The organism is Enterococcus sp. 1001283B150225_161107_E12, assembly GCF_015556925.1.
Taxonomy (GTDB): Bacteria; Bacillota; Bacilli; order Lactobacillales; family Enterococcaceae; genus Enterococcus_B; species Enterococcus_B mundtii.
The window spans coordinates 137,656-159,948 of sequence record NZ_JADNNI010000002.1; the positions used below are offsets into that span (position 1 = coordinate 137,656).

The following is a 22,293-nucleotide window of genomic DNA, read 5'->3' on the forward strand; positions in this document are numbered from 1 at the left end:
GTGGAACAGTCCAGTCGTCCTTTCTCGAAAATAAAAAACGAGTCTGATTTTGATGTTTTTTTGTCAAAATTGGACTCGTTTTTTGTCTCACATCTGATCAATGAAGCGTTGAGTCCGGTATTGAGTAAAGAGTTAGAAGAAGTCCGTGTCATGGTCAAGAAAACCTATGGACAGTTCCATGAGATCAATTCCTACTTCTTACAAAAGCATGCGCAGACACTTCGCTTTTCAGCAGTGACCTTTGAAGATGTGGCCGTCAGTTTTACGTTATACATGGATATGTTATTTCATTATTATCAACCAGTCAAACAGGTTTTGTTTTTACTGGAGGGGAATTATTTGGTGGTACAATCGATTCGCCTGCAAGCCCAAGAACTTTTGAGTGACCATTACAATTTACTCTTTCTTCCGCTAAAGGAATTGACGCAAGAACGCTTGAATGATGCACAGATTGATTTAATTGTCACAAACTATCGGCCGTACCTTTTGGATTACGCGCTGGAAACTGAGTATATTTTAATGAATAGTATTACTACGGTGCAAGACTGGACACGGGTCAAACACCAGTTGAATCCATTGATCGATCGGATCGTTTTTTAAAAGAAAGAAGGAAAAAGAACTATGGCGGTATTTACTACCCAAGAAGCCTATCTTCAAGGGTTTCAAAGTACTTTGGAAGAAGTAGAGAAACGAGAAAGCCAAGTCCTGAAGGACTATATACAGAGCCAAATGAACCAATTGGAGAAGTTAGTATCACAAGTTTCTCAAGAAAATTTCTGGAAAGTCTTACCCGAAATCTTAGGGATTGATGCGAAGCTAGGCATCTTCTCAGAATTGATTGTCTTTGATGATTTTTCGAATGAGTATATTGTTCGAATGGTTGAAACAGATTATTGTACCTATTTCAAAGAATTGTGTGGGTTTAATCTTAGCATGGAGCCGAAACATTCCATGATTTTCAATGTTTTATGATTATCCGCTCGCTGACAATCTTAATCGATATGAAGAAAAATTAGCAGGATAATCATTATCTAAGAAACGAATTCTTTTTCAGAATCGATAATGCATACTAAACAAACATTTAGTTGAACATGTAATTTATAGTTTTTTGTTGAGATATTTTATGGGTTCAGAAACTTATAAGTTTAGGGCCATTTAATTTTAGTCAGGGTGCAATCTCTTTAATGTATCTTTTCAAAGGTTCTTGTTTTTGATTAAAAAAGCGCGATAGTATTAAGACTATGATTTTTTAATAATAACATAATTATTATCATGGTTCCTTTACTTGCGGTATTGGCCAGGCGTTGTTCCCAAATATTTTTTGAATACTTTCCCAAAATATTCTGGTGTGGAAAAACCACACGAGCTTGAAATATCTTTTATTGTTCGGCTCGTACTTGTTAATAGCATTGTTGCCATTGATAAACGATAGCTGGTCGTATACTCCATAGGTGTTTTTTTTAGAAACTTTTTGAAGCAGCGAAAACATTCAGTTCTACTAATTCCTGAATGTTTGGCAATTTCTTCGACCGTGATACATTTTCCGTAATTTGAGTGGATAAATGTTAACATTGCCTTCATATATTGTGTTTGAATCGATTCTTCGCAAAACATAGTTTTTTCTGTGAGATGATTCATTTTTGATGTCAAAAGACGCCATATTCTAGAAACTAATTCAATACAATATAATTCAAAACCTGTTTCAGTACCAGTTAATCCACAAATTTCTATGATGCTTTCAGTTATTGATATATCAATCGATTCTTCAGTATTTAAATATATGAATGGAAAATGGGAATCGAACACTTTGCTTATATTATTAAAGTAAAAATTATCGAAGATTGTTAATTCAAAAAAACTAATGGGAAATACTAAACCTGCGAGTATAGTTCCTTCTTGCAATGCTCTAACACTATGTAATTTACCAGAAGGAACATAGATTCCTTCCCCATGATGTAAAGTGACGGTTGTTGTGTTTTTTTCACTAGAGAAAATAATATATTCAACACTTCCTTTTAAAACAACTGAAAACTCCACTTCTTCATGCCAATGACATTCCCATGTTCTATTAAAATAGTCATCAAAATGATCTACACATGTTGTCACAGGGATATATTGATTTCTATGGGAAATTCTTTCTCTTAAATCGTTTTGTAATTCTAGCATTTTCACTTCCATTTAAAACCTACTCCTAAATTAAATTATTGTTGAAAAGAAATAATTGGTACTATTTTACCATATAAACATCTGATTTTATCTTATTTTAATTGCATTGTGGATGTATAATGCCTTAGTCGGATAAAAAAGTATTCATTTTTGTGAAATACTAAAATTTATTTTTTTGAATGAATATGAACTAGTTGATTTAATATTTAGAAAAAGGAGAAATTGGTAAAATGAATAATAAGGAAAAATATCATGATTTACTAAATAGCGGAGAAATATATGACAGTGTAGATAGTGAATTAATTGAATATCAGGGAGAACTTGTGAAAAAAATAAGTGAGTTTAATCATACTTCAGAAACACCTGAAGGACATAAAAAGAGAGAAAAGATATTGAGAGAAGTGCTTGGAACATATAATGAAGGGTTATACATTATTCCTCCAATTTTTGCAAACTGTGGATTGAGGAATGTACATGTTGGTACAGACGTAGTTATTAATTTTAATGCGAATTTTGTAGACGATGGTGATATTTTTATTGGTGATGATTGTATGATTGGTCCTAATGTTTCTATAGCAACTGCAGTCCATCCTGTTTCCCCGAAGTTAAGAAAACACAAGCTCCAGTTTAACAAGCCAGTTCATATTGGCAATAATGTTTGGATCGGTGCTGCAGCGACTATTCTTCCTGGTGTAACAATCGGGGACAACTCGATTGTAGGAGCAGGAAGTGTTGTAACACGTGATGTAGAACCAGATAGCATTGTTGTTGGATCTCCCGCAAAATTGTTAAGGAAGATAAATGCTGAGGATGATATATTCTATGATGGCAGCAAAAAAATTCCTAAAGAAATCCTAGATAAATATCTATAGTGCTTATAGTTGAAAATTGATCAGTCACAGGGAATAAAACGATTGGAGGAAAGATTATGAAGAACAACGATAATGATGATATTAGGATAATAAATGCTTCTGAGAATAATTTGAAACATGTAGATATCACTATACCAAAAAATAAATTAGTAGTTTTTGCAGGTGTCTCAGGCTCTGGAAAAAGTTCTTTAGTTTTTGATACGATAGCAAAAGAAAGTAGTCGCCAATGGCAGGCTGCCTATCCTTTGTATGTTCGTAATAAAATGAAAAATTATGAAAGACCGAATGTTGAAGGGATATATAATCTAACTCCCTCAATAGTCGTAGATCAAAAATCTTTAGGACATAATGGTCGATCGACCGTAGGAACAGCTGTAGATGTTTCTCCGTTATTAAGACTACTATTTTCGCGTGTAGGAAATCCAAGCGCAGGAGGGTCTATGGCATACTCCACCAATCATCCTACAGGTGCATGTCCTAAATGTTCTGGTATAGGTAAAGAATTGGATATAAACGTTGAAAGTTTGTTTGACAAAACAAAAAGTTTGCATGAAGGGGCAATACGATTCAGTCAGTTTTCTTCAGGATGGCAAAGCCACTTATATCAAAATAATCCTCTATTAGATCCTGACAAATTGGTGAAATTTTTTTCAAAAGAAGAGTTGGATATATTATACTATGGATCAAATGATCCTATCAAAATTGAAATAAGATCTAATAATTCTGGACGAATCGACAAAGTTGATTATGAGGGTGTAGTCCCTCGCTTTCAAAGGCTTTATGTAAATAGGGATATTTCAAAATTGAAGAAAAACTTGCAGATAGAAATTGCTGAACATGTTTATGAAAAGACATGCTCAGTTTGTAATGGGACGGGATTAAATCCTAATGCACTGGTATCTAAAATTAATGGGTATAATATAATTGATTTTATGAATGTGACGATTTCAGAATTATTGCCTTTGATGAAAAAAATTGAGAATCCTATAGGAACTTCAATCGTGCAACAACTTATTCCTACGTTGACTCAAATGATTGACGTTGGGATAGGCTATCTTTCGTTATCAAGAATGACTAATACATTGTCTGGGGGGGAGTTACAACGAATAAAAATTGTTCGTAATTTTGGAAGTAGCTTGAATAATATAACGTATATATTTGATGAGCCAACAGCAGGACTACACCCCTTTGATGCAGAAAAGATTGGGAATTTACTTGTTGATCTTAGAGATAAAAAAAATAATGTCCTTATAGTCGAACATAGTCAACAGATGCTAGCTCTTGCTGATCATATTGTTGAATTAGGACCAGAGGCAGGTATAAAAGGAGGGCAAGTTGTGTTCGAAGGGAATCTACTGAGTTTAAAAAAATCGAATACCTCTGTAGGAAGTGCTCTTCGACAAACAATAGAACTGAATGAAAATCCGTTACCATGGAGTACAGGATATGAAATTTTAAATGCAAGTCAAAATAACCTGAAAAATATAGATGTTACTATTCCTAAAGAAATAATGACCGCAGTAACAGGTGTCGCCGGTTCGGGCAAGTCTTCTTTGATTAGACAAGAATTTGTTAAACGCTATCCTGAGGCAATAGTGATTGATCAAAAACCCATTGGAACTTCTATTCGTTCCACTCCGGCAACATATACTGGTGTGATGGACGAAATAAGAAATCTATTTGCAAAAAAAAATCACGTTTCAGCAAGTTGGTTCAGCTTCAACTCTAAAGGGGCTTGTCAAATATGTAAGGGAAAAGGAACGATTTCTTACGATATGGCATTTGCTGATTCGGTCACTGTAGTGTGTGAAGAATGCAAGGGCAATCGTTATAATAGTAAAGCGTTGAATTACAAATTTAATGGTAAAAGTATTGTTGAAGTGATGGATTTGACAATTATTGAAGCAATATCTTTCTTTCAATCAGAAAAGATAAACGATTTGCTCAATAGCTTAATTAATGTAGGACTTGGCTATTTAACGTTAGGTCAACCTACTAGTACATTATCTGGAGGAGAAGTTCAAAGAGTAAAACTTGCTAGTGAACTTCATAAAAAAGGAAATATTTACGTATTAGATGAACCCAGCACGGGTTTACATCATAAAGATATACAAAAACTGCTCAGCTTATTAAGAAAATTAGTGAATCAAATTAATACAGTTATTCTTGTCGAACATAGACTAGAGTTGATAGCTGCGTGTGACTGGATAATTGACCTAGGCCCTGGTGGAGGAAACGACGGCGGAAACATTCTCTTCAGTGGAATTCCTACCGATATTGTAGATTGCCATGAGTCAAAAACTGGCAGGTATCTAAAAAAAGAAATATTAATTTAAAAAGACCGTACATGATACCCTTTGAAATTTTACCAAAAATAGGGACCGGAAACCTGTAGTTTTTGGTTCTTATTTTTTTGTAATGTTAGTTTCTTACTAATGATTAAGCGGATTATAAATACATAGTTTTTTTCGATATCAATTCTGTTATAAATAGATATTCAGGAAAAAAGTCTATTAAGTAATTTCGTGTATTTACCTTTTAGGAGGTCGGGACAGAGGTATTCAGCCTTATTTCCGAAGAGGTTACTTCTGTTCTCGCCGTTTATTCGGTTTTAGTTGGTGGGAGAGAACTAATGTCCCACTCTCTTTTTGATTCTCCATTCCACAGCTCTTTCAGTAACCCAAATAATTAGGTCAGAAAGTCCCATTTATAGAGGTCAACAGAGTATACCCTGTTAGTTTTTAATTAAAATTTTCCCCTCTTTAATTTGTATAGAATGCTAGAACTTATAAGGATGATTCTTTATAAGTTCTTTTTTTGTTTAAAAATTTAACAATATGAAATAAATGTACACTCGGTTCGTTTTTGTAAACCTCAAGGGAATCTAATTTTGTTAAATTATTAATTGTTCTGAGGCGTTGGTTTATTTGAAACGGAGGCGAACGATGAAAAGGAAAACTTTAATAGTAATGATTCTGGTGGGATTAAGTATTCCAGCCAATATAAGTTATGCGGTTGAAAATGAAGTTTTATTTGAAGATACAATTGATAGTGAAGTACTTGATGAAATACAAGATGATCAATTAGAGGATATTGAATCATCTGTGGAGATAGACGCTGAATCAGGGTTAGAGGAAGCTTCGGAGGAAGTAAAAGAGTCTGATGAGTCGACAGTCTCTGAATCAGTAGATCAAGAAGAAGTAAAAGAAAGTTCAATAGAAGTTATAAAGACACAAAATAAAGAAGCAGAGGTAATTGCTTCAGGTCAAAATGGAACTGGATTTACTTGGACTCTGTACGAAGATGGGGTACTTGTCTGTGGGGGAGGAACATGGTCAGGATCTTTTTCTGCATGGTACTCTTGGCGAAGTCAAATAACTAAAGTCATTATTACTGACGAAATAGATCCGCCCAACAATAGTGACGGATTTAGTACGATGTTTTATAACTGTAGCAATTTAATAGCAGTCGAAGGATTGGAAAAATTAAAAACAGGGAATGCAAAGTCTTTTGCTTTGATGTTTTATAACTGTGAAAGATTAGAAACGATAGATTTATCTAGTTTCGATACTAGTAGTTCAACAAGTTTTGCTTCTATGTTTGAAAATTGTGTGAAATTAGAAAAAATTGATTGTTCTAAATTTAAAACCACTAATTCAATTAATTTTAGTAAAATGTTTGCATTTTGTAGAAATGTTAAAGAGTTGGACGTAGCTAATTTCGATGTGAGTAAGGCAATAAATTTATCAGGAATGTTTCAAGGCTGTAATTCTATAAGTTCAATAGATGTAAGCAAATTCAACACTGAAAATACTACTAATTTTAGTTCAATGTTTATAGGTTATAAAGGAACTCAACTGGATGTTTCAAACTTTAATACTGAAAAAGCAACTGATATGAGTTTTATGTTTCAAAATGTGTCTAATATTGCTGAATTAGATGTTTCAAACTTTCAAATGAAAAACGTTAAAAATATGGAGTATATGTTTTCAGCAATGACTAGTTTAACAAACTTGAACTTACAAGGATTTGATGTTTCAAATGTAGAAAAAATTTCTGCGTGCTTTTCTGGATTAGCTAGCATTGAAAGATTAGATCTATCTCATTTTGTGACAAACAATTTGCGAGAAGCAGAGTATGTATTTAGAAATATGACGAATTTAAAAGAATTAAATATTGATAATTGGATTATACCGTCTAATGTTTCAGTTTATAAATTCTTTGAAGGTACCTTATCTACCAAAATTACGATTGGTTCTAGAGTAACATTAAATCCCCTTATGTATATGCCCGATCTTAGTAGAGGATACGTATGGGCAGACACAAATGATGAAATAATAGATAGTGATCAATTAGTTGCTTTTCATAATAAAAATGGAGTAAGCAACACCTATCGAATCGAAGAGTTGCATACCTTGACATTTGATACGATAGGAGGGTCAGAAGTTGATAGTCAAAGAAGTATTATCGGTAAAAATTGGATTGTTCCTGATATACCAGAAAAGAAGGGATATATATTTGACTATTGGTCGACAGACAAAGATGGAGAAAATCCATATGATTTCAAAACTCCTATCTCCAGCTCACTCATATTGTATGCACAATATACTCCAGCCTATACCGTGAGCATACCAGCAACTATAAATCTAAACGAAACTAATCAATTAAAGGTAGTTGCGGAAAATTATGTGGAAGCAAAGACTTTGATCATTTCAACAGATGAAAAAGTGTCATTAAGAAATATACACGATAGTACACGGATACTTGAGAAGGAGATTACTAAAGAAAAAGAATATCCTGAATCAACTAATGTATTAGAAGTAGCAGGTATAAAAAAGGAAGAAAATACTTTATACATTCAGCAAGCTGAAGAAAAAGAATTAGCAGGAACCTACGAAGGGATTTTAAATTTCACCATAGATTTTTATTAGGAGTAAGTACATGAATGAAACTAAAAAAATACTTTATACATTTTGTTTGGTTGTTATTTGTAATCTGATTGCATTAATTATAGGGATTCAGATAAGGAAAGTGGGGTTATAGAATTGTAATAGAGGTAAAAAACTATAATAGAACGAAAATCAAATCAGAAAAAAAGGAGAATATTTATGATTAAAAAAATTATTACAGGATTTACAGTGCTAGCGTCTTTAAGTCTATTTAGTGGCATCGTACAAGCAGATGACCAAACTGAAGTGGAATACGAGGTTGGAAGTGAGTATGTTATTTCAATACCTTCTAAGGTTGTTTTAGATAATTTTGGATCTGTGCCATTAACAATCAACTCTGTTTCTCACAATTTGAGTCCAATGAAATTAGTTTCAATTTCGTTAACTGATGGTTTAATTGATGCAAGAGAAATTGAACTTAAAAGATTCATTGATCCTACAACAACTATAAATGCTTATGTTACTTTAGATGGAAATGCACTACCAGTTAATAATACTCTCAGAACTTATGACTATACAGCTGGACAAACAGAAGAACTAGCAAGGTTAGAACTAGGTATCCTTGGTTCGCCAAATACATTTAAAGCTGGTACTTATTCTACTATATTAACATTTACATCTGAGATGACTGACAAAGTGATTGGTTAATCAAGAAATATATTTGGAATGTAACGTGGGGGGGATATTTAGATGCGGGCAATCAAGTTTGTTTTGTACTTATGATGCAGACAATTAAAAACTAGCTGTGGTTACTTTATATGGAAATAAAATGTTCAATGTATCTAAAGATTAAAAATTGTATGTTTCTTGATGTTCAAAAAAGTCCAACAGGGTGTGCCCTGTTGGACTTTCTATTTAGCTATTGAACACTTAAATTAGAAAATGACATCGAAGTTGAGCAAGAAAAATAAAAGGTAAGGGTCGAAAATCTTTAAGTGGTTGATCCTTACCTGTTATTTTTCTTGCACGCTAATTATTCTCTCGCATTCATTCTGATGAATTCGTGATCTTATTTCTTTTCAGGATTTATTTTCTAAATATGCATAATGAGGTGAAAATTGTGATTTTTAATATTAAATAAATTGTTATAAGATAATGATTGTAAAGAAGGCTGGAAGATATGACTTTTTTTTCACTAAAAATTATTAAAAACAGTCGTTTTTGAGATAAATCTTAGAGGAGGAGGAAAGATGCGAAAAACTATTGGTCTTATGATTGGTCTAATGTCCCTAATAATAGCGATACAATTTCCGCTGCAGGTGTATGGTACACAGGTCCGATCCGTCGAGTCAGAAGGATCTATTGGATTTACAGGTACCTATGAACCGATCGGACCACCAGATCCCCCCCCTAGCACTAGCCCGCAAAAGCCAGGAGGCACTTTGCCGAAAACCAATATGACCGATAGCTCACTCGGAATGTGGATCGGAAGTTTCTTAGTGGCAGGCGTTTTATTAGTCGTAGGGAGTAAAAAAAGAAAAGCAATATCCAAAAATTAATTTAAAGAAAGCAGGAATTTAAGTATGAAATTTATTCGTTTAGCAACTGTAGCCGCATTATCAACAACGATTTTCGCAGGAGGAGTACAAGTCTTTGCTGAAGATACAGACCAAGATTCAAAAGAAGTACGTAAAACAACAACGACCGGTCAGGTCACCTTCACTCCAAATATTGAAGACACAGTAGTAGAACCTGATCCGGAAGGTCCAGAGGTGACGATTCCACCAATTCCTGGTACAGGACCACTAACTATTGCAACAGTTCCAACAATGAACTTTGGGACTAAAGTTATCTCAACTACTGATGAACATTACAACATGATTGCGGAAATGCAACAGAAAGTCGGAACAACAGGCGAAGAAAATATGATTCCTTATATTAGTATGGCACAAGTTCAAGACACCCGCGGTACCAATGAAGGATGGGAACTGAGCGTGAGTTTAAGTGAATTTCAAGCAGAAACTGATACTCTAAATCGTGTGTTAAAAGGCGCCCAAATCACGTTATTCGATCCTTCTCTTCGTTACAGTGTGAATGATGTAGATCAGGAACCAACGATTCACGCAAGTGGTTTAGAGTTGATTCCAAATGAAGATGCCGTGCCGATCATGACGGCTGCTAACCGAAAGGGTGGTGGAACTTCTTCCGTTGTTTGGGGAGATCATGATACGCTCGCAAAACAAGTTGAAGATGGAGTAGATGTCGTCGAAAATAAGGCGATCCAATTGTTTGTTCCTGGCTCGACTGCCAAAGATGCAGTAACGTATACCTCTACATTGACATGGGAATTAGAACTAACACCAGATAATGAGGCACCTGAAGAGGTTTAAGAAGTAACCATTCTTATTTCTATGTTCTATTAGTCACTGGCAGCGTTACAGATTTCTGTGACGCTGCTTTTTTAGAAAGGATTATGACAAATGATACACAAACAAACGATGCAAAAAAGTCTATGGTTGCTTATAGTGGTGCTCTTCTTTTTCTTGCCACATCCGACGGTCCAGGCCGAAGAAGCTGGTTTAAATACGTACGTTACCCCTCTTTTTCCAGAGAGCCAAGTGGATGAAAGCAAAGGATACTATGAGTTATTGCTCTCACCCGGGCAAAAAGAGACTTTGCGAGTAGAAGTCGGCAATTCCAGTTCAGAACCAATCAACGTTCAGGTGACACCACATACAGCTTATACGAATACTTTGGGGAATGTCGAGTATGGCAAAGATGCCGAAGAAGTGGATCCAACCTTACCCTACTCTTTGGATGAGTTGATGACTCCTTCGGAGGTCATTACTGTAGCGGAAAATGAAACAAAGGTCATAGACATTCCTTTACAGATGCCTAAAGACCCCTTTGAAGGGTATTTAGCTGGCGGTTTACGAATCGCCGAAGTAAAAGAAGAGGAAGATAGTGATGTTCCAGAAGGAGAAGGCGTAGCTATCAAGAATGAATTTGCCCATGTGGTAGGTGTGGTCGTCAGTAATACCCGAGACTCGGTACAACCGGAGTTGGAACTATTAGATGTGTTTGCGGATCAATTGAACTATCGCAATGTGATCAGTGCCACGCTACAAAACTTTACGCCCACTTTTGTCAATCAATTGGCGGTGGAAGCTACCGTGAAACGAGCAGGGGAGAACGAGGTGCTCTATAAGGCTGAGAAAGAAATGATGCAGATGGCCCCAAATTCTAATTTCAACTTCCCGATTTCTTTAGAAGGTGACCGTTTTCGAAGTGGGAACTATGTCCTAGAATTAACAGCTACATCGGGAGAGAATGAATGGTCATGGACGCGTGAATTTACGATTGAAGCCGATGAAGCCCGCAAGTTAAATAGAGAAGACGTAATGATTGATTCTGGTGTCAATTGGTGGATGATCGGTGCGATTATTTTGCTCATTTTAATGCTTGGGCTTGTTCTTTACCTGATGTGGCAAAAGAAAAGAGCACGTGAAAGTGAAAAAGAATTATAAGTATACAAATTTTCCTCGTATAGAGATAGAAAGGAAATGTCGTAATGAAAAATAAACTCTTCCATCTTTTGAATGTTATTAGTATAGGATTACTATTTATTCAAGTACTCATTTTTCCAGTTGCATCCGTCAGTTTATCTTCAGTAAATGCAATCGATATTCAAGAAGATCAAACCACACTAGATGGCTTTAGTGAAGAAGTTCTCCCTAATATTCCTGAGTTGATAGAAATTGAAGATTTACCTCTTTCTTTTTCGACTATTGATTCAACTATTGTAGGCAAAGTTGGAGAAAATATCATTCTCTCATTTCATGCAAATAAAAAAATAAATGAAGCAACCGTAAAATTGTCTGAAGAAGCTAGGATTGTTGAAGAAGATATGCCAGTAGGCGTTACGATCGAAGAATCCAAGAAAGAAAATTACTGGATAATTCATTCTGAAAAAATACAAGAAACATTCATTTTTCCGGTGGTATTCGAAGAAGCAGGAAGGTATGAAGCCGTCATCGATGAAGCAAAAGTACAAATTTATATACAGCCAGTGGAAACAATATTAACGGATGAACATGGAAAAACTAATGTAGATAAAGATGAATCAACTGAAGCCAAAGAAAGTACAGAAAATAAACATACAGCTACAGATGATGAAGTTGAAATTGACAAGGCTGTTTCCTATATTTCTCCTGAAGAAGGAATAGCTGAGGTAACTAACTGGACAGACTTTGGCCGGGCTTTAGGTACGCCTTCTATTACGACAATAGAAGTGACAAAAGACTTTGAAGTTCCAGCAAACTCCACTGTATCGGGATTTATTACTGGCGTAGGTTCTAATCCATCAGGAACTGCACAATTTGTTTATTTAACACCTGCAAATAGTTCGAGAAAATTAGTAGTGAATGGGAATGGACATCATATAGATTTTGGCTCAGTGTCACTTGTTCCGATGGGAGCTACCCATAATGCACAATCACCATGGGATATCACTTTTAACGATGCGACTATTTATTCAGGTAACTGGTGGGGATTTTGGTCAGTTCAGCAAGGACTCACGTTGGCACAGCAACAGATCTCCAGAATAGCGTTGAAAGATGTGTCTGTTGTGGGTAATCAAATGCTTGCACCGTATTATACCCATGTAGATCTGTATGGTAAAATTAATAACCATGTAGTAGCAAGCTATAATTCACCTTTTAGAACGAACTTTGCTGTGAATACTCCCAATTCTATAAATATTGAGTCACGCAGTTTAACAATTAAAGAAGATGCTGTTGTCAATTTTTCTACTTTAAACTCTGGTAATGTCGTAATTGGCGTAGGTAACCAGTCAGGTAGTCTTACACTTGAAAAAAATGCTACCTTCAACCTAGAATCAAACGGTACAGTAGCCAGTGCGAATGCGAATGCGCAGACTGGATCCAGCATTGATATTGCAAATGGAAATTTAATAATGAATGAAGGATCAGCAATCAATATTGATACGACTCGGAATTTTGCAGCACTAACTTTGCGTAGTACTACCTCTACTTTAGAGGTTAATGATGGGGCAAAATTCAATATTGAATCTACGAATCACAGTTTCACAGGTAATGGAGTCAATCGTAACTTAGTTTCTATGAATGCGGGAAGTTCGCTTTTAGTGGGATCAGATGCTGAACTTAATATAAATGCTGAAGGTCGGGGAAGTGCATCTTCTAGCATCATTTATGTCGCAGGTGCTGCTAACTTTAAAATTGCTAAAGATGGATCCATGGACATAAAAAGTGACAGTAATTCAATCAATCAAAATTTACTATTTTTTGCTTCGGCAAATTCAAAATTTGAATTTTCTGATGCAAAAAAGGTTAATTTAGAACGGACAAACCAGATCTCAGGTTCTGTAACTAATGGACTGATTAATATTACAGGAAGTACAGGGCAATTGGATATTGATGTTCAATCTGTTAAGCAATGGAATAGAGATAATTTTACAGAAGAACCCGATTATTTTTGGACCCCTATTTTTAATTTAATTCTTCGTTACAATACGATAAATCCAACAATCACGAATGTTTCTTCTATCTTTCAAGAGACGATGACTAGCTTCAATGAAGCTTTCACTACACGTAACGTTCAGAGAATACTCTTTGAAAAAATACCAGATGTGGAGATAACTATTGACCCTCTAACAGAAGACGCATTGGAAGTAAATTCTTATACTATTACCGGCAAGGCTTCTCCGCACAGTGTAATACGGTTCTCTGGTGATCCAGCAATACCAGATGGTGAAATTCCATCACCAAATTTTTCGGAAACCGATAAATATCATGTGACTACTGATGAAAATGGAGACTATTTATATGAGTTACCTAAAGATTCACTATTCACTGAAGGAAACGAAGTGACGGCTTATGCCTACCTAAATGGAAAATCTGCTAATGCAAGTACGATTGTTGAAAAATCGAGAAGACCACCTAATCCTAAGGATCCGATGAATCCCGAAATTGAAGTCGATCCAGAAAATAAACCTGAGCTCGAAGAAGAACAAGGTTTATTAAGCATTGATTTTGCTTCTCAATTCACATTTGGTCAACAAGCGATCTCTACGAGAACGAAGCGGTATTATGCGCAACCGCAACGCTTGTTAAATCCTGATGGAACCGTTAATGAGGCTGAAGAGCGACCAAATTATATCCAGATCAGTGATCGACGGCCAGAAGAGGAACGTCACGGCTGGCAATTAGCAGTTACGCAAAACAGTCAATTTACGGATCTACAGGAAAATGAACTAAGAGGGGCACGTTTGTTTTTAACTAACCAACAATTGGAGTCTATGCACGGAAGTGAAGAGCCGATGTTGTATAATCAAGGCGGTGTCACCTTAATTCCAGGAGAAAAGACTGAACTTTTGACCGCGCTTGACGGCCAAGGGTTAGGTACCTGGATCTATCGGTTTGGTGACGGTGAAAGTGCAAGCGAAAGCGTGGCACTTGAAGTCCCTCCAACCGCGAATCCAAGAGCAAGCACATATGAAACAACACTCACTTGGGAACTAAGTGTAGTTCCCGACAATTAGTCACAAGAAAGAGAAGGGCTGCGGCTCTTTTCTTTTTCTTCTTAGAAAGGAGAGATAAAATATGCACATTTTATTTGATCATTTAGTCATGGCGGATAAGACTAAACGCTGGTTGGTCTTATTGGCAACGTTAGAAGAAGAGGAACACGTTATCGCCCACACCTTAGTTGAGCAAACTGGTTTTGGGCGACGGACGATTATTGAGGACATAAAGGAGATCAAGGACTACTTTGGTGAGAGGATCCATTTGATCGGTGATGAGAAGGGCTATCACTTTTCCTTTCTTAACCCTAAAGGGTATTATAAGGAGAAACAAGCGTTACTGGATAAAGAGAAACTTTTTCTCTTGGTGGATCAGTTGGCTGCGGGAAAGTGTTTAGACAATCAACAGTGGGTGGCACATCTTGATGTTTCGAGTACAAGCTTTCAACGGATGAAACGACAGCTTCAAACGTTATTAACGAACTATTATGGGATAAAAATTGAATCTAAAACCAATCAACTATGGGGGGAAGAAGCGGAGATTCGCCAATTTCTTTATGATTTTTATTTCACCTTACCATTGTATCCCAGGTTTCTTTCAGAACATATTCAGGACCTATATCAGGAGAAAGTGGTGATTCGAGAAGGACCTTGGCACCTAGACCAAACTTTGTTTAATCAATGGCTGCGAATAGCCAAGCAACGGGTTGACCAGGGACATTGCTTACATGAAAAAGTGGCATATAAACAAGTTCAGACGACTCTAACCCAGGCTTTGGATCAACAGGTCAGTGTGGCTCTTCCAGGATCAGAAAAAGCCGCGTTGTTCCTCCTCTCATTAGATGAACGCCAGTTTCTGAACCCTATGACACAACAAGTATTTATCCACACATTTTCACCTGTGAGTGAGTATGAGTTACCAATGCGTGAGACCGAAGGTCTGACTTATGGTTTTTTCGAAACACTCCTCTTTTTAATGGAGGCCTTTTTCCAGTTGCCTACACTTGAAGCACCAGCACAAGTGCCGTATGCAAGCCGTGAGAAACCGTCTCCTTTAGACGCACTCATGAAACGTTTTTTAGCCGAGAAGAAAAAATATAGCCAGACGATTTATGTTTCCTATCAGCTAGTAGGCCCACGTGCTTTGACACGATGGATCAAACAGGAAGTTGAAACGATTTTAAAAAAATCTGGCTTACAGGCGGTTGAAGCTGCCCAAATGAATCCGCTCGGACTAGTACGCTATGTACAAATCGTGAATCAACCACAAGCTAGAAACGCTCGTGCAACGATTGAACTTCCCTACGTACCTAGCAAGGAGAAAATCGCTGAAGTGCTCTCTGTATTTTCTGAGTCAAGATGATTTAACGGTCAGGAAAGATAAATATTTGAAAAAGTGAGGAGGAAAAAAGTTGCGTGAGTTTCAGATGGCTTTTATTACCAGCGCAGAGGTCAAGCGATGGATGCAGGTGTTAAGTGTGATGGAACAAGAACGGCGTTTTACGATTGGAGAGCTGAGTGAACAACTAGCTATTTCACAACGTACCTTAATAAAAGATATTCAAACATTCAAAAAATATTTTGGTACAAGCATCGAATTACGTTCGAATTACAGTGGGTATCATTTTGAAGAACGAAATCGTAGTGACTACCAAGAGAAAAAAGAACAACTGTTGGAAAACGAAGTGCTATTTGAAATCGTGGGAAATGTTTTTTGTGGAAAAGATTTTACAATAGCTGACTTAGCTCACCAATACAGTTACGCAGAGAGTACTTTACGAAGGTTTTTTTTAAGAATCCGACCGGTATTAGCTGAGTATGAGTTAACATTGGCTTTTAATCCAGTCAATTTTTTAGGGGAAGAAGTCAATATCCGAAAGTTCTTTTTTGATTTTTATTATAGCAGTGAACAGACTCCGTATACAATCCGTCCGCCAGAAAGCTTACATACGTTGGTCTTGAATGAACTGTCTGGTAAATTGGGGAAGTATGAATTGGGTACAGGAATCACGATTTCAGCCTTTTATTACCATCTTTATATCGCAATGGTCCGAGTCCATCAAAACCATTTTGTGTCCTTACCTGAATGGCTAAAAGCAAGCATTTATCAAGAAAAAGATTTTCAGTTGCTTTATTCTTTACAAGAAAGGATCAAAGAGGAATATGAGATTTATCTACCAAAAGAAGAATTTGCTTGGATCCATTTATTGATTATTTCCAAACGGACGATTCATCGTGTGGACCAAGAACAAACTTTTAACCAACGATTCAGCCACTGGAAGGATCTTCAGTTTATCGTGTCAGATTACCTTTCTGACCCTTTCTTTGAACAGTGGGATACGAATACTCTAGGACAGTTTATGACCTCTTTTTTCATTTCGCGTTTGATGAATGAAGCAGTGGGTCCGGTGTTGAACAAAGAGCTAGAAGAAATCCATTGGATGGTGAAGAAAAGCGATAAACAGATTTATGAGGCCCATAAACAATTCCTCTTAAAACACGCCCAAGTACTCAGTTTTTCTGCCCAATATTTTGAAGATATCGTGGTGAGTTTTACGACATATATGAACTTATTGTTCCACTATTACCAACCGGTCAAAAAAGTTTTATTTTTATTAGAAGGTGACTACTTAATAGTTCAATCGATTCGAATGCAGGCACGTGTACTATTAGGAGAATATCATAAGCTGTGTTTATGCAGCTTCAAGAATTGACGCCGGAACGTTTAAATGATGTGCATGTTGATTTGATTGTAACGAACTATCGACCGTATCTTTTGGATTTCGCTCTTGACACGGATCATATTCTTATGAGCAGTATTCCTACGGCGCAAGATTGGGCAAGAGTCAAGCATCAGTTGAATCCACTGATCGATCAGGAAACATTTTAAAAGAAGGAATGAAAAAAATGACGACATTTTTTACAAAAAAAGCGTATCTGGAGGGCTTTAAAAGTATCTTTGAAGAGGCTGAAAAGCGAGCAAGTGAAGACCTAAAGGTCTATTTAAACACCCAGATCCAACAATTGGAGACCTTAGTGAGTCAGATCTGTCAGGAAAATTTTTGGGAAATATTTCCGGAGATCTTAGGAATCGATGCCAAGATGAGGCTATTAGCAGATTTGCTCAACTTTGATAATTTTCTAGATGTGAAAGAAATACTTAGAATCGTTGAAAGTGACTATCTCACCTACTTCAAAGAATTATGTGGGTACGATCGCAGTAAGGAACCGAATCACTCCATGATTTTCAATGTAGTATAATAGATCGATGGCCTGATTGGAGTAACTTAAATGCGTAGACTCTTATTTTGGTAAGAATTTTTTCATTGGTTAATGATTATTTGTTTTTATATAGTCATTCTTATTGTTGATTTCATGTTTAATTCTATAAACTGTTTGTCTAGTAATATTGTAGTTTTTTGAAATTGTTGAAATAGCAACACCCTTATTCAGATCCTCAACGATGCTTTTATAAACAAGGCGACGTTGGGGATCTTTTGTGTCTGCACTATATAATTTAGGTCGCCCTTTGTAAACACCGTTTGCTTTAGCAATCTTAATTCCTTGTGCCTGACGTCATTTAGATTCTGTACGTTCCTGCTCGGCAATCATGGCAAGAATCTGAATGATTAAATCCTTAATGAACTTATCTAGGAGAGGATTACTAATTGATTCAGCCATGATAGGTAGACTAGTAATGATCAGTCGGATGTTATTATTTTTTAGGTAATTAACTGAAGCAATAATTTCATTATAATCTCTTCCTAATCGATCAATAGCCTCTCAATAAAAGTATCTTGTTCACGTACAAAATCTAAAGCTTTTTGAAAAGCTGGTCTTTCTGAAATTGTGGCTCCTGATTGTTTCTCAATAAAAATTTTTTCTGCTCCAAATTGTTTCATTTCTTCAATTTGGCGTTGTTCATTTTGATCAAGGGAAGAGACACGAATGTATGCAACTTTCAATTTTTCACCTACTTTCTCGAACTATTTAAAATACACCCTAATAATTCATCATCTACACCAATGAAAGTTTTTTCATGTGTCTATGAAAAAGAAGGATTACATTTTTCTGTGTTAGATATACTATACTTTATTGAAAGAACGAGAATATAGTAATTGGCACCCAAGGTATTAAACAAAAAAATCACAGATTAGCTGATTATTATATTAAAGGACTAAGTTAACTACCAAATAATTTAGTTGAATGAAAACAGAGAGAAAGTTTAAACATATTGATAATGAAACTTAAGTAGAAGATATGGTCAATTTAGAAACAAAATCAATAATGTATTATCTCATTTTATAAATTAAATAATTTGCTGTGTATTTATGGTTAAAATCGTTGTATTAATTTTAGATAAGTTAGTGAAGTGTTAGTTAAAATCTTCCATGCTTAAGAAGATTCGCCAGGGGGAAACATAATGATTAGTAAGAAAGAAGAAAAAAAATTAATCGCAGAAATCGATAAAAAAAGAACTGAGTACATGAAGAGTAAAAGGTATGGTAAAGATATATGTGAATTATTCCTTCAAAATTTTAATTTTAAAGGAAATACGTTAGATAAATTAGATGTTCAAAAAGAAATATTTCCACTCGTAAAACAGGTTATTGAATCTTACCCAGAAGAACTTCAACATCGTAATATTGATTTAATAAAGTCTTCTTTAGATCGAAGCTATTATGCTTCCCAAAATGCTACTCTTTTATCTCATTATACTGAACAACTTATCAATCATAATGATGATAGTTTCTTAGTAGTGCCAACTGGTTTTAGAACTGGAACTGGAGCGCATGAAGTGTCATGCATCATAAAAAAAAACGATGAAAAAATTCAAGTGGAAATATTTGACAAAGCGGGTGTTTCTCCTCCTGAACGTCTTGAAAAAGCAAATGAAATTCTCGATAATTATGGAAGAAATTATATTGTAAGCAATTATTTCTATAAAATAGATAATACTCCTGATGGAATTAATTCAATGGCTAAAGCTATTGCAAGTGGGTTTACAGATAGAGGATTTAAACCTTCTGATATAAAATATCAACCGTTACACTTTCTTAGTAAAATAGCAAAGAGCGAGCATTATGGACGCAATGTTACATCAAGCCAATATATACAAGGGAACTGTTTAATGAAAGAGGTAGTAGCTTCACTAAAAAGAGTACTCTCAGAAAAAAGTTCTCCAGGGCAGCTGATCTTTGCGACTGATAAACAAGGTAGAACGGATTCTTTAAACGGTATTCTTACAGAAGTTGCTTGTTTCCGGTTAGAAAAAATGGGGTATGGAACTGATATCAGCAACTATTTAAGAGATCAATATAAAATGTATTGTTATTTAAAAGATGATAGAAAAAACTATCCAGAAGACATTAAAGTTATGAGGAAGATAGAAAATGGTAAAATATTAAATAAACATTTCACTAATAGCATTCCAGAATTTAAAAGAGTAGCTTCTTATAAGATTGAAGTATCACTCAATGATAACAATAAAAAAAAGAGTCTTTTTAGTAGATTTAAAAAGTTTATAAAATTAGAAGGAAAGAAAGTTCGAGTCAATCATTTGACTAAGGAAGAAATATCGGTGATACGATTAAACGTTAACGATATTAGAAAAAATGTAGAAAAAGATAAAGAAAAAATAAGTAGGAATTTTAATAACATTAAAGAGAAAGCTTTAACTATGTCAATGTTTATAGAGCCAAACGTCTCCAGAGGATCAGTTAGAAATTCTTCGGTAAAAAATCATAATGTACGAGAATAATATATCAAGAGGTTGAAATAAGTCACCTTTAAATTTGTTGTACTCTATTGAGAGATCAAAAATATACCAAAATTTTTTTATGTCTCTACAAGTCCATTAAAGAATTCTCATATATTTTTTTGCCCGTTGCTTTGTATCCTCCACTTAAAAGAGAAGTAATATCTGGATCAAGAAAACATTCCAGATAATCAATTCGATCGATATTTTCAGCAATAAGAATGCCTTTTTCTATTTGGAAAAGAGTTTAGATGGTCTGAAATCTAGTTATTCAATCAAGAATTAGTGAATGAATAAGGTGTAAATTTGTGTAAATCGCAGGAAGATATTGTGTGAGTATAATTGAGTTTACTCAAAACTGAAAGTTAAAAAGTTTATAATGTTTATTGTTTACCCTTACCGTTTATTTTTGTTTCTATATTCTAGATCCTCCAAGTATTGATCCTAAAAAGCAACAGCAACAGCTTTAATATCTTTCCTATAGTGTTAAATCCTTATGATATAATTATAGTAAAATCTCATAAAATAAGTAATATTTTCAAATATTGTTATTTTTACGAAAATTGTGAGGAGTTAGTGATGAAAAAATTTTTTGTTTTTAGGTAGTGTTATTAGTGTGGTTCTATTGTCGGGTTGTGGGCAAGGGAATATCGAGATGATAGACTTTGTTGATGTCAATTTTAAGGGGTTAGATACTAGAGGAACTGCTAGTTATTTTGTTGATCATGAACGTCTTCGTAATTATTTGGTTGAGAATGATAAGGAGTTAACCTTTGAAAGTAACAACGCCTATTATGATGATAAACAACTTGAAGAAATGTTAGGTATAAATTTAGATAAAAATTCAGAGTTATCCAATGGAGATAGTGCTAAATTAACACTTGAAGTTGATTCTTCAAAAGTTAAAAATTTAGTCGGTGGGGATAAAGAAATAGTTATTAAAGGTCTTGATGAACCAAAGAAGTTAATAACAGGAGAGGTTGAAAAATATTTAGTTGTTAACTTTAACGGTGTTAGTGGACTTGGCACTGCAACAATTGATAATACTCTTCCGGACGATTTACGTTATATTCAATTTACTTTAGTTGATGATGGGAAATTTAAGAATGGGATCTAGCAAAAATTGATATATCAGAAGATTTAGAGAATCGTTTGGCAGATAGAAGTTATCTTTTAGATGATACTTTTGATCCTAGTTTTGAAGTTAAAGGATTAGATGAAGTTGCCGAAAAAGCTACTGATAATGTTAATTTAGACGATATTAACGTATGATCGATGAAGAAGTGAATAGATCATATAAAGATTGGAGCCCGGAAAAATCTTACGGATCTCGATTTGAGATAAAAGAGGAGGGTCTATCTTATCGACAATTTGCTAGAAATAGCACTGACTCACAGTTTAGTTTTCATTCTGCAACAAACAATGGAAATCTGATAAAGATTGTCAGCGTAAAGAGGTATTACGGTGGAACTGAGAACAAGTTGAATTCTGAATTTACTGCTATAATTGGCTACTCAGACTTATTTCTTGGTGAAGAAAATAAAGTTAACGTTGCTGACCTAGTATCTATCACAGATACTAAGGATTCGACTTATTCCGTGGAATCTGTTATCCAACTGTATGAGGGATACGGATATAAGCGAGTTGAAGAATAATTTACTGATTTTGTCTACCGTAAGAGTTTCGGTAGACAATTTTTATTTTGAAAGAAGGCTTCTTTAAACTCGTGAGAAAATATAGAGGGATTTTAGTTATGTACGTCTCTTGTACACTACTTCAGTATTTTGTTTTATGTTATAAAATTGATAGTGATGTTTATTTAGCAAAAGAGAGAACTATTATATAAAAAACGTGTTCATACGAGCATTCTAAGGTCAGATTCACACGTTGAGAGGTATCATTGGCTAAATGAGTCATCATACCAGCTACGAATAAATATATTTTTAGGGAGGAACGAAGTAAATGAAAGAACAACAATTAGTCTATACTTTTTGGGGACGTCCATTATAAGTATTAGAACGAAGAGCGGCTGTATCGTTCGATTAT

Annotated in this window: 18 protein-coding genes and 1 pseudogene; 17 read left to right on the plus strand and 2 right to left on the minus strand. The window is 35.1% G+C overall.

The window, feature by feature from the left end:
- Positions 1-60: 60 nt before the first annotated feature.
- Together I2F89_RS02500 and I2F89_RS02505 are read left to right on the plus strand one after the other, a co-directional pair.
- A complete protein-coding gene (locus tag I2F89_RS02500; RefSeq protein WP_179948048.1) occupies positions 61-600 on the plus strand; it encodes a hypothetical protein in 540 nt (179 codons plus the stop codon).
- Positions 601-621: 21 nt separating this feature from the next.
- Positions 622-972 carry a DUF7006 family protein gene (locus I2F89_RS02505; RefSeq protein WP_161641575.1) on the plus strand — a complete coding sequence of 117 codons (351 nt, stop codon included), beginning with the start codon at positions 622-624 and terminating at the stop codon, positions 970-972.
- A 309-nt stretch (positions 973-1,281) separates the two neighbouring features.
- Here I2F89_RS02505 and I2F89_RS02510 read toward each other — a convergent pair whose 3' ends face one another.
- Entirely contained in the window at positions 1,282-2,178 is an 897-nt protein-coding gene (locus tag I2F89_RS02510; protein ID WP_071866220.1) for a helix-turn-helix domain-containing protein, read from the minus strand.
- Between the two features lie 218 nt (positions 2,179-2,396).
- On the opposite strand from I2F89_RS02510, the gene I2F89_RS02515 reads away from it, so the two are divergent.
- The 12 genes from I2F89_RS02515 to I2F89_RS02565 all read left to right on the plus strand — a co-directional run bounded on the left by I2F89_RS02515 (position 2,397) and on the right by I2F89_RS02565 (position 17,750).
- Positions 2,397-3,038 carry a sugar O-acetyltransferase gene (locus I2F89_RS02515; protein WP_071866221.1) on the plus strand — a complete coding sequence of 214 codons (642 nt, stop codon included), beginning with the start codon at positions 2,397-2,399 and terminating at the stop codon, positions 3,036-3,038.
- Positions 3,039-3,094: 56 nt separating this feature from the next.
- A complete protein-coding gene (locus I2F89_RS02520; RefSeq protein WP_195513372.1) occupies positions 3,095-5,374 on the plus strand; it encodes an ATP-binding cassette domain-containing protein in 2,280 nt (759 codons plus the stop codon).
- Between the two features lie 609 nt (positions 5,375-5,983).
- Positions 5,984-7,969: a BspA family leucine-rich repeat surface protein gene (locus tag I2F89_RS02525; RefSeq protein ID WP_195513374.1), complete on the plus strand. Its 1,986-nt coding sequence runs from the start codon at positions 5,984-5,986 to the stop codon at positions 7,967-7,969.
- Positions 7,970-8,146: 177 nt separating this feature from the next.
- The gene (locus tag I2F89_RS02530) at positions 8,147-8,635 is read left to right on the plus strand and encodes a hypothetical protein (RefSeq protein WP_195513376.1); all 489 of its coding nucleotides are present in this window, start codon (positions 8,147-8,149) and stop codon (positions 8,633-8,635) included.
- Positions 8,636-9,177: 542 nt separating this feature from the next.
- On the plus strand, positions 9,178-9,486 hold the full coding sequence (locus I2F89_RS02535) for an LPXTG cell wall anchor domain-containing protein (RefSeq protein ID WP_086335374.1): 309 nt from the start codon (positions 9,178-9,180) through the stop codon (positions 9,484-9,486).
- Positions 9,487-9,510: 24 nt separating this feature from the next.
- On the plus strand, positions 9,511-10,317 hold the full coding sequence (locus tag I2F89_RS02540) for a WxL domain-containing protein (protein WP_195513378.1): 807 nt from the start codon (positions 9,511-9,513) through the stop codon (positions 10,315-10,317).
- A 90-nt stretch (positions 10,318-10,407) separates the two neighbouring features.
- Positions 10,408-11,454 carry a DUF916 and DUF3324 domain-containing protein gene (locus I2F89_RS02545; RefSeq protein WP_086335376.1) on the plus strand — a complete coding sequence of 349 codons (1,047 nt, stop codon included), beginning with the start codon at positions 10,408-10,410 and terminating at the stop codon, positions 11,452-11,454.
- Positions 11,455-11,498: 44 nt separating this feature from the next.
- Entirely contained in the window at positions 11,499-14,507 is a 3,009-nt protein-coding gene (locus I2F89_RS02550) for a WxL domain-containing protein (RefSeq protein ID WP_195513380.1), read from the plus strand.
- A 61-nt stretch (positions 14,508-14,568) separates the two neighbouring features.
- Complete coding sequence (locus I2F89_RS02555) at positions 14,569-15,852, plus strand: helix-turn-helix domain-containing protein (RefSeq protein ID WP_195513382.1); 1,284 nt, start codon at positions 14,569-14,571, stop codon at positions 15,850-15,852.
- A 49-nt stretch (positions 15,853-15,901) separates the two neighbouring features.
- Entirely contained in the window at positions 15,902-17,203 is a 1,302-nt protein-coding gene (locus tag I2F89_RS02560) for a helix-turn-helix domain-containing protein (RefSeq protein WP_229078028.1), read from the plus strand.
- Entirely contained in the window at positions 17,179-17,379 is a 201-nt protein-coding gene (locus tag I2F89_RS15460; RefSeq protein WP_229078029.1) for a hypothetical protein, read from the plus strand. Before I2F89_RS02560 ends, I2F89_RS15460 begins: the two co-directional genes overlap by 25 nt.
- 17 nt (positions 17,380-17,396) lie before the next feature.
- On the plus strand, positions 17,397-17,750 hold the full coding sequence (locus tag I2F89_RS02565; RefSeq protein WP_071866604.1) for a DUF7006 family protein: 354 nt from the start codon (positions 17,397-17,399) through the stop codon (positions 17,748-17,750).
- Positions 17,751-17,819: 69 nt separating this feature from the next.
- On the opposite strand, the pseudogene I2F89_RS02570 reads toward I2F89_RS02565, so the two are convergent.
- A pseudogene (locus I2F89_RS02570) lies at positions 17,820-18,454 on the minus strand (recombinase family protein).
- Between the two features lie 458 nt (positions 18,455-18,912).
- Here I2F89_RS02570 and I2F89_RS02575 point away from each other — a divergent pair.
- From I2F89_RS02575 to I2F89_RS02585, 3 genes are all read left to right on the plus strand, one after another.
- Positions 18,913-20,250, plus strand: coding sequence for a hypothetical protein (locus I2F89_RS02575; protein WP_071866562.1), 1,338 nt, complete (start codon positions 18,913-18,915; stop codon positions 20,248-20,250).
- A 652-nt stretch (positions 20,251-20,902) separates the two neighbouring features.
- Positions 20,903-21,364, plus strand: a complete 462-nt coding sequence (locus I2F89_RS02580; RefSeq protein ID WP_229078030.1) for a hypothetical protein — start codon at positions 20,903-20,905, stop codon at positions 21,362-21,364.
- A gap of 151 nt (positions 21,365-21,515) precedes the next feature.
- The gene (locus I2F89_RS02585; RefSeq protein WP_115357202.1) at positions 21,516-21,902 is read left to right on the plus strand and encodes a hypothetical protein; all 387 of its coding nucleotides are present in this window, start codon (positions 21,516-21,518) and stop codon (positions 21,900-21,902) included.
- Positions 21,903-22,293 lie beyond the last annotated feature (391 nt).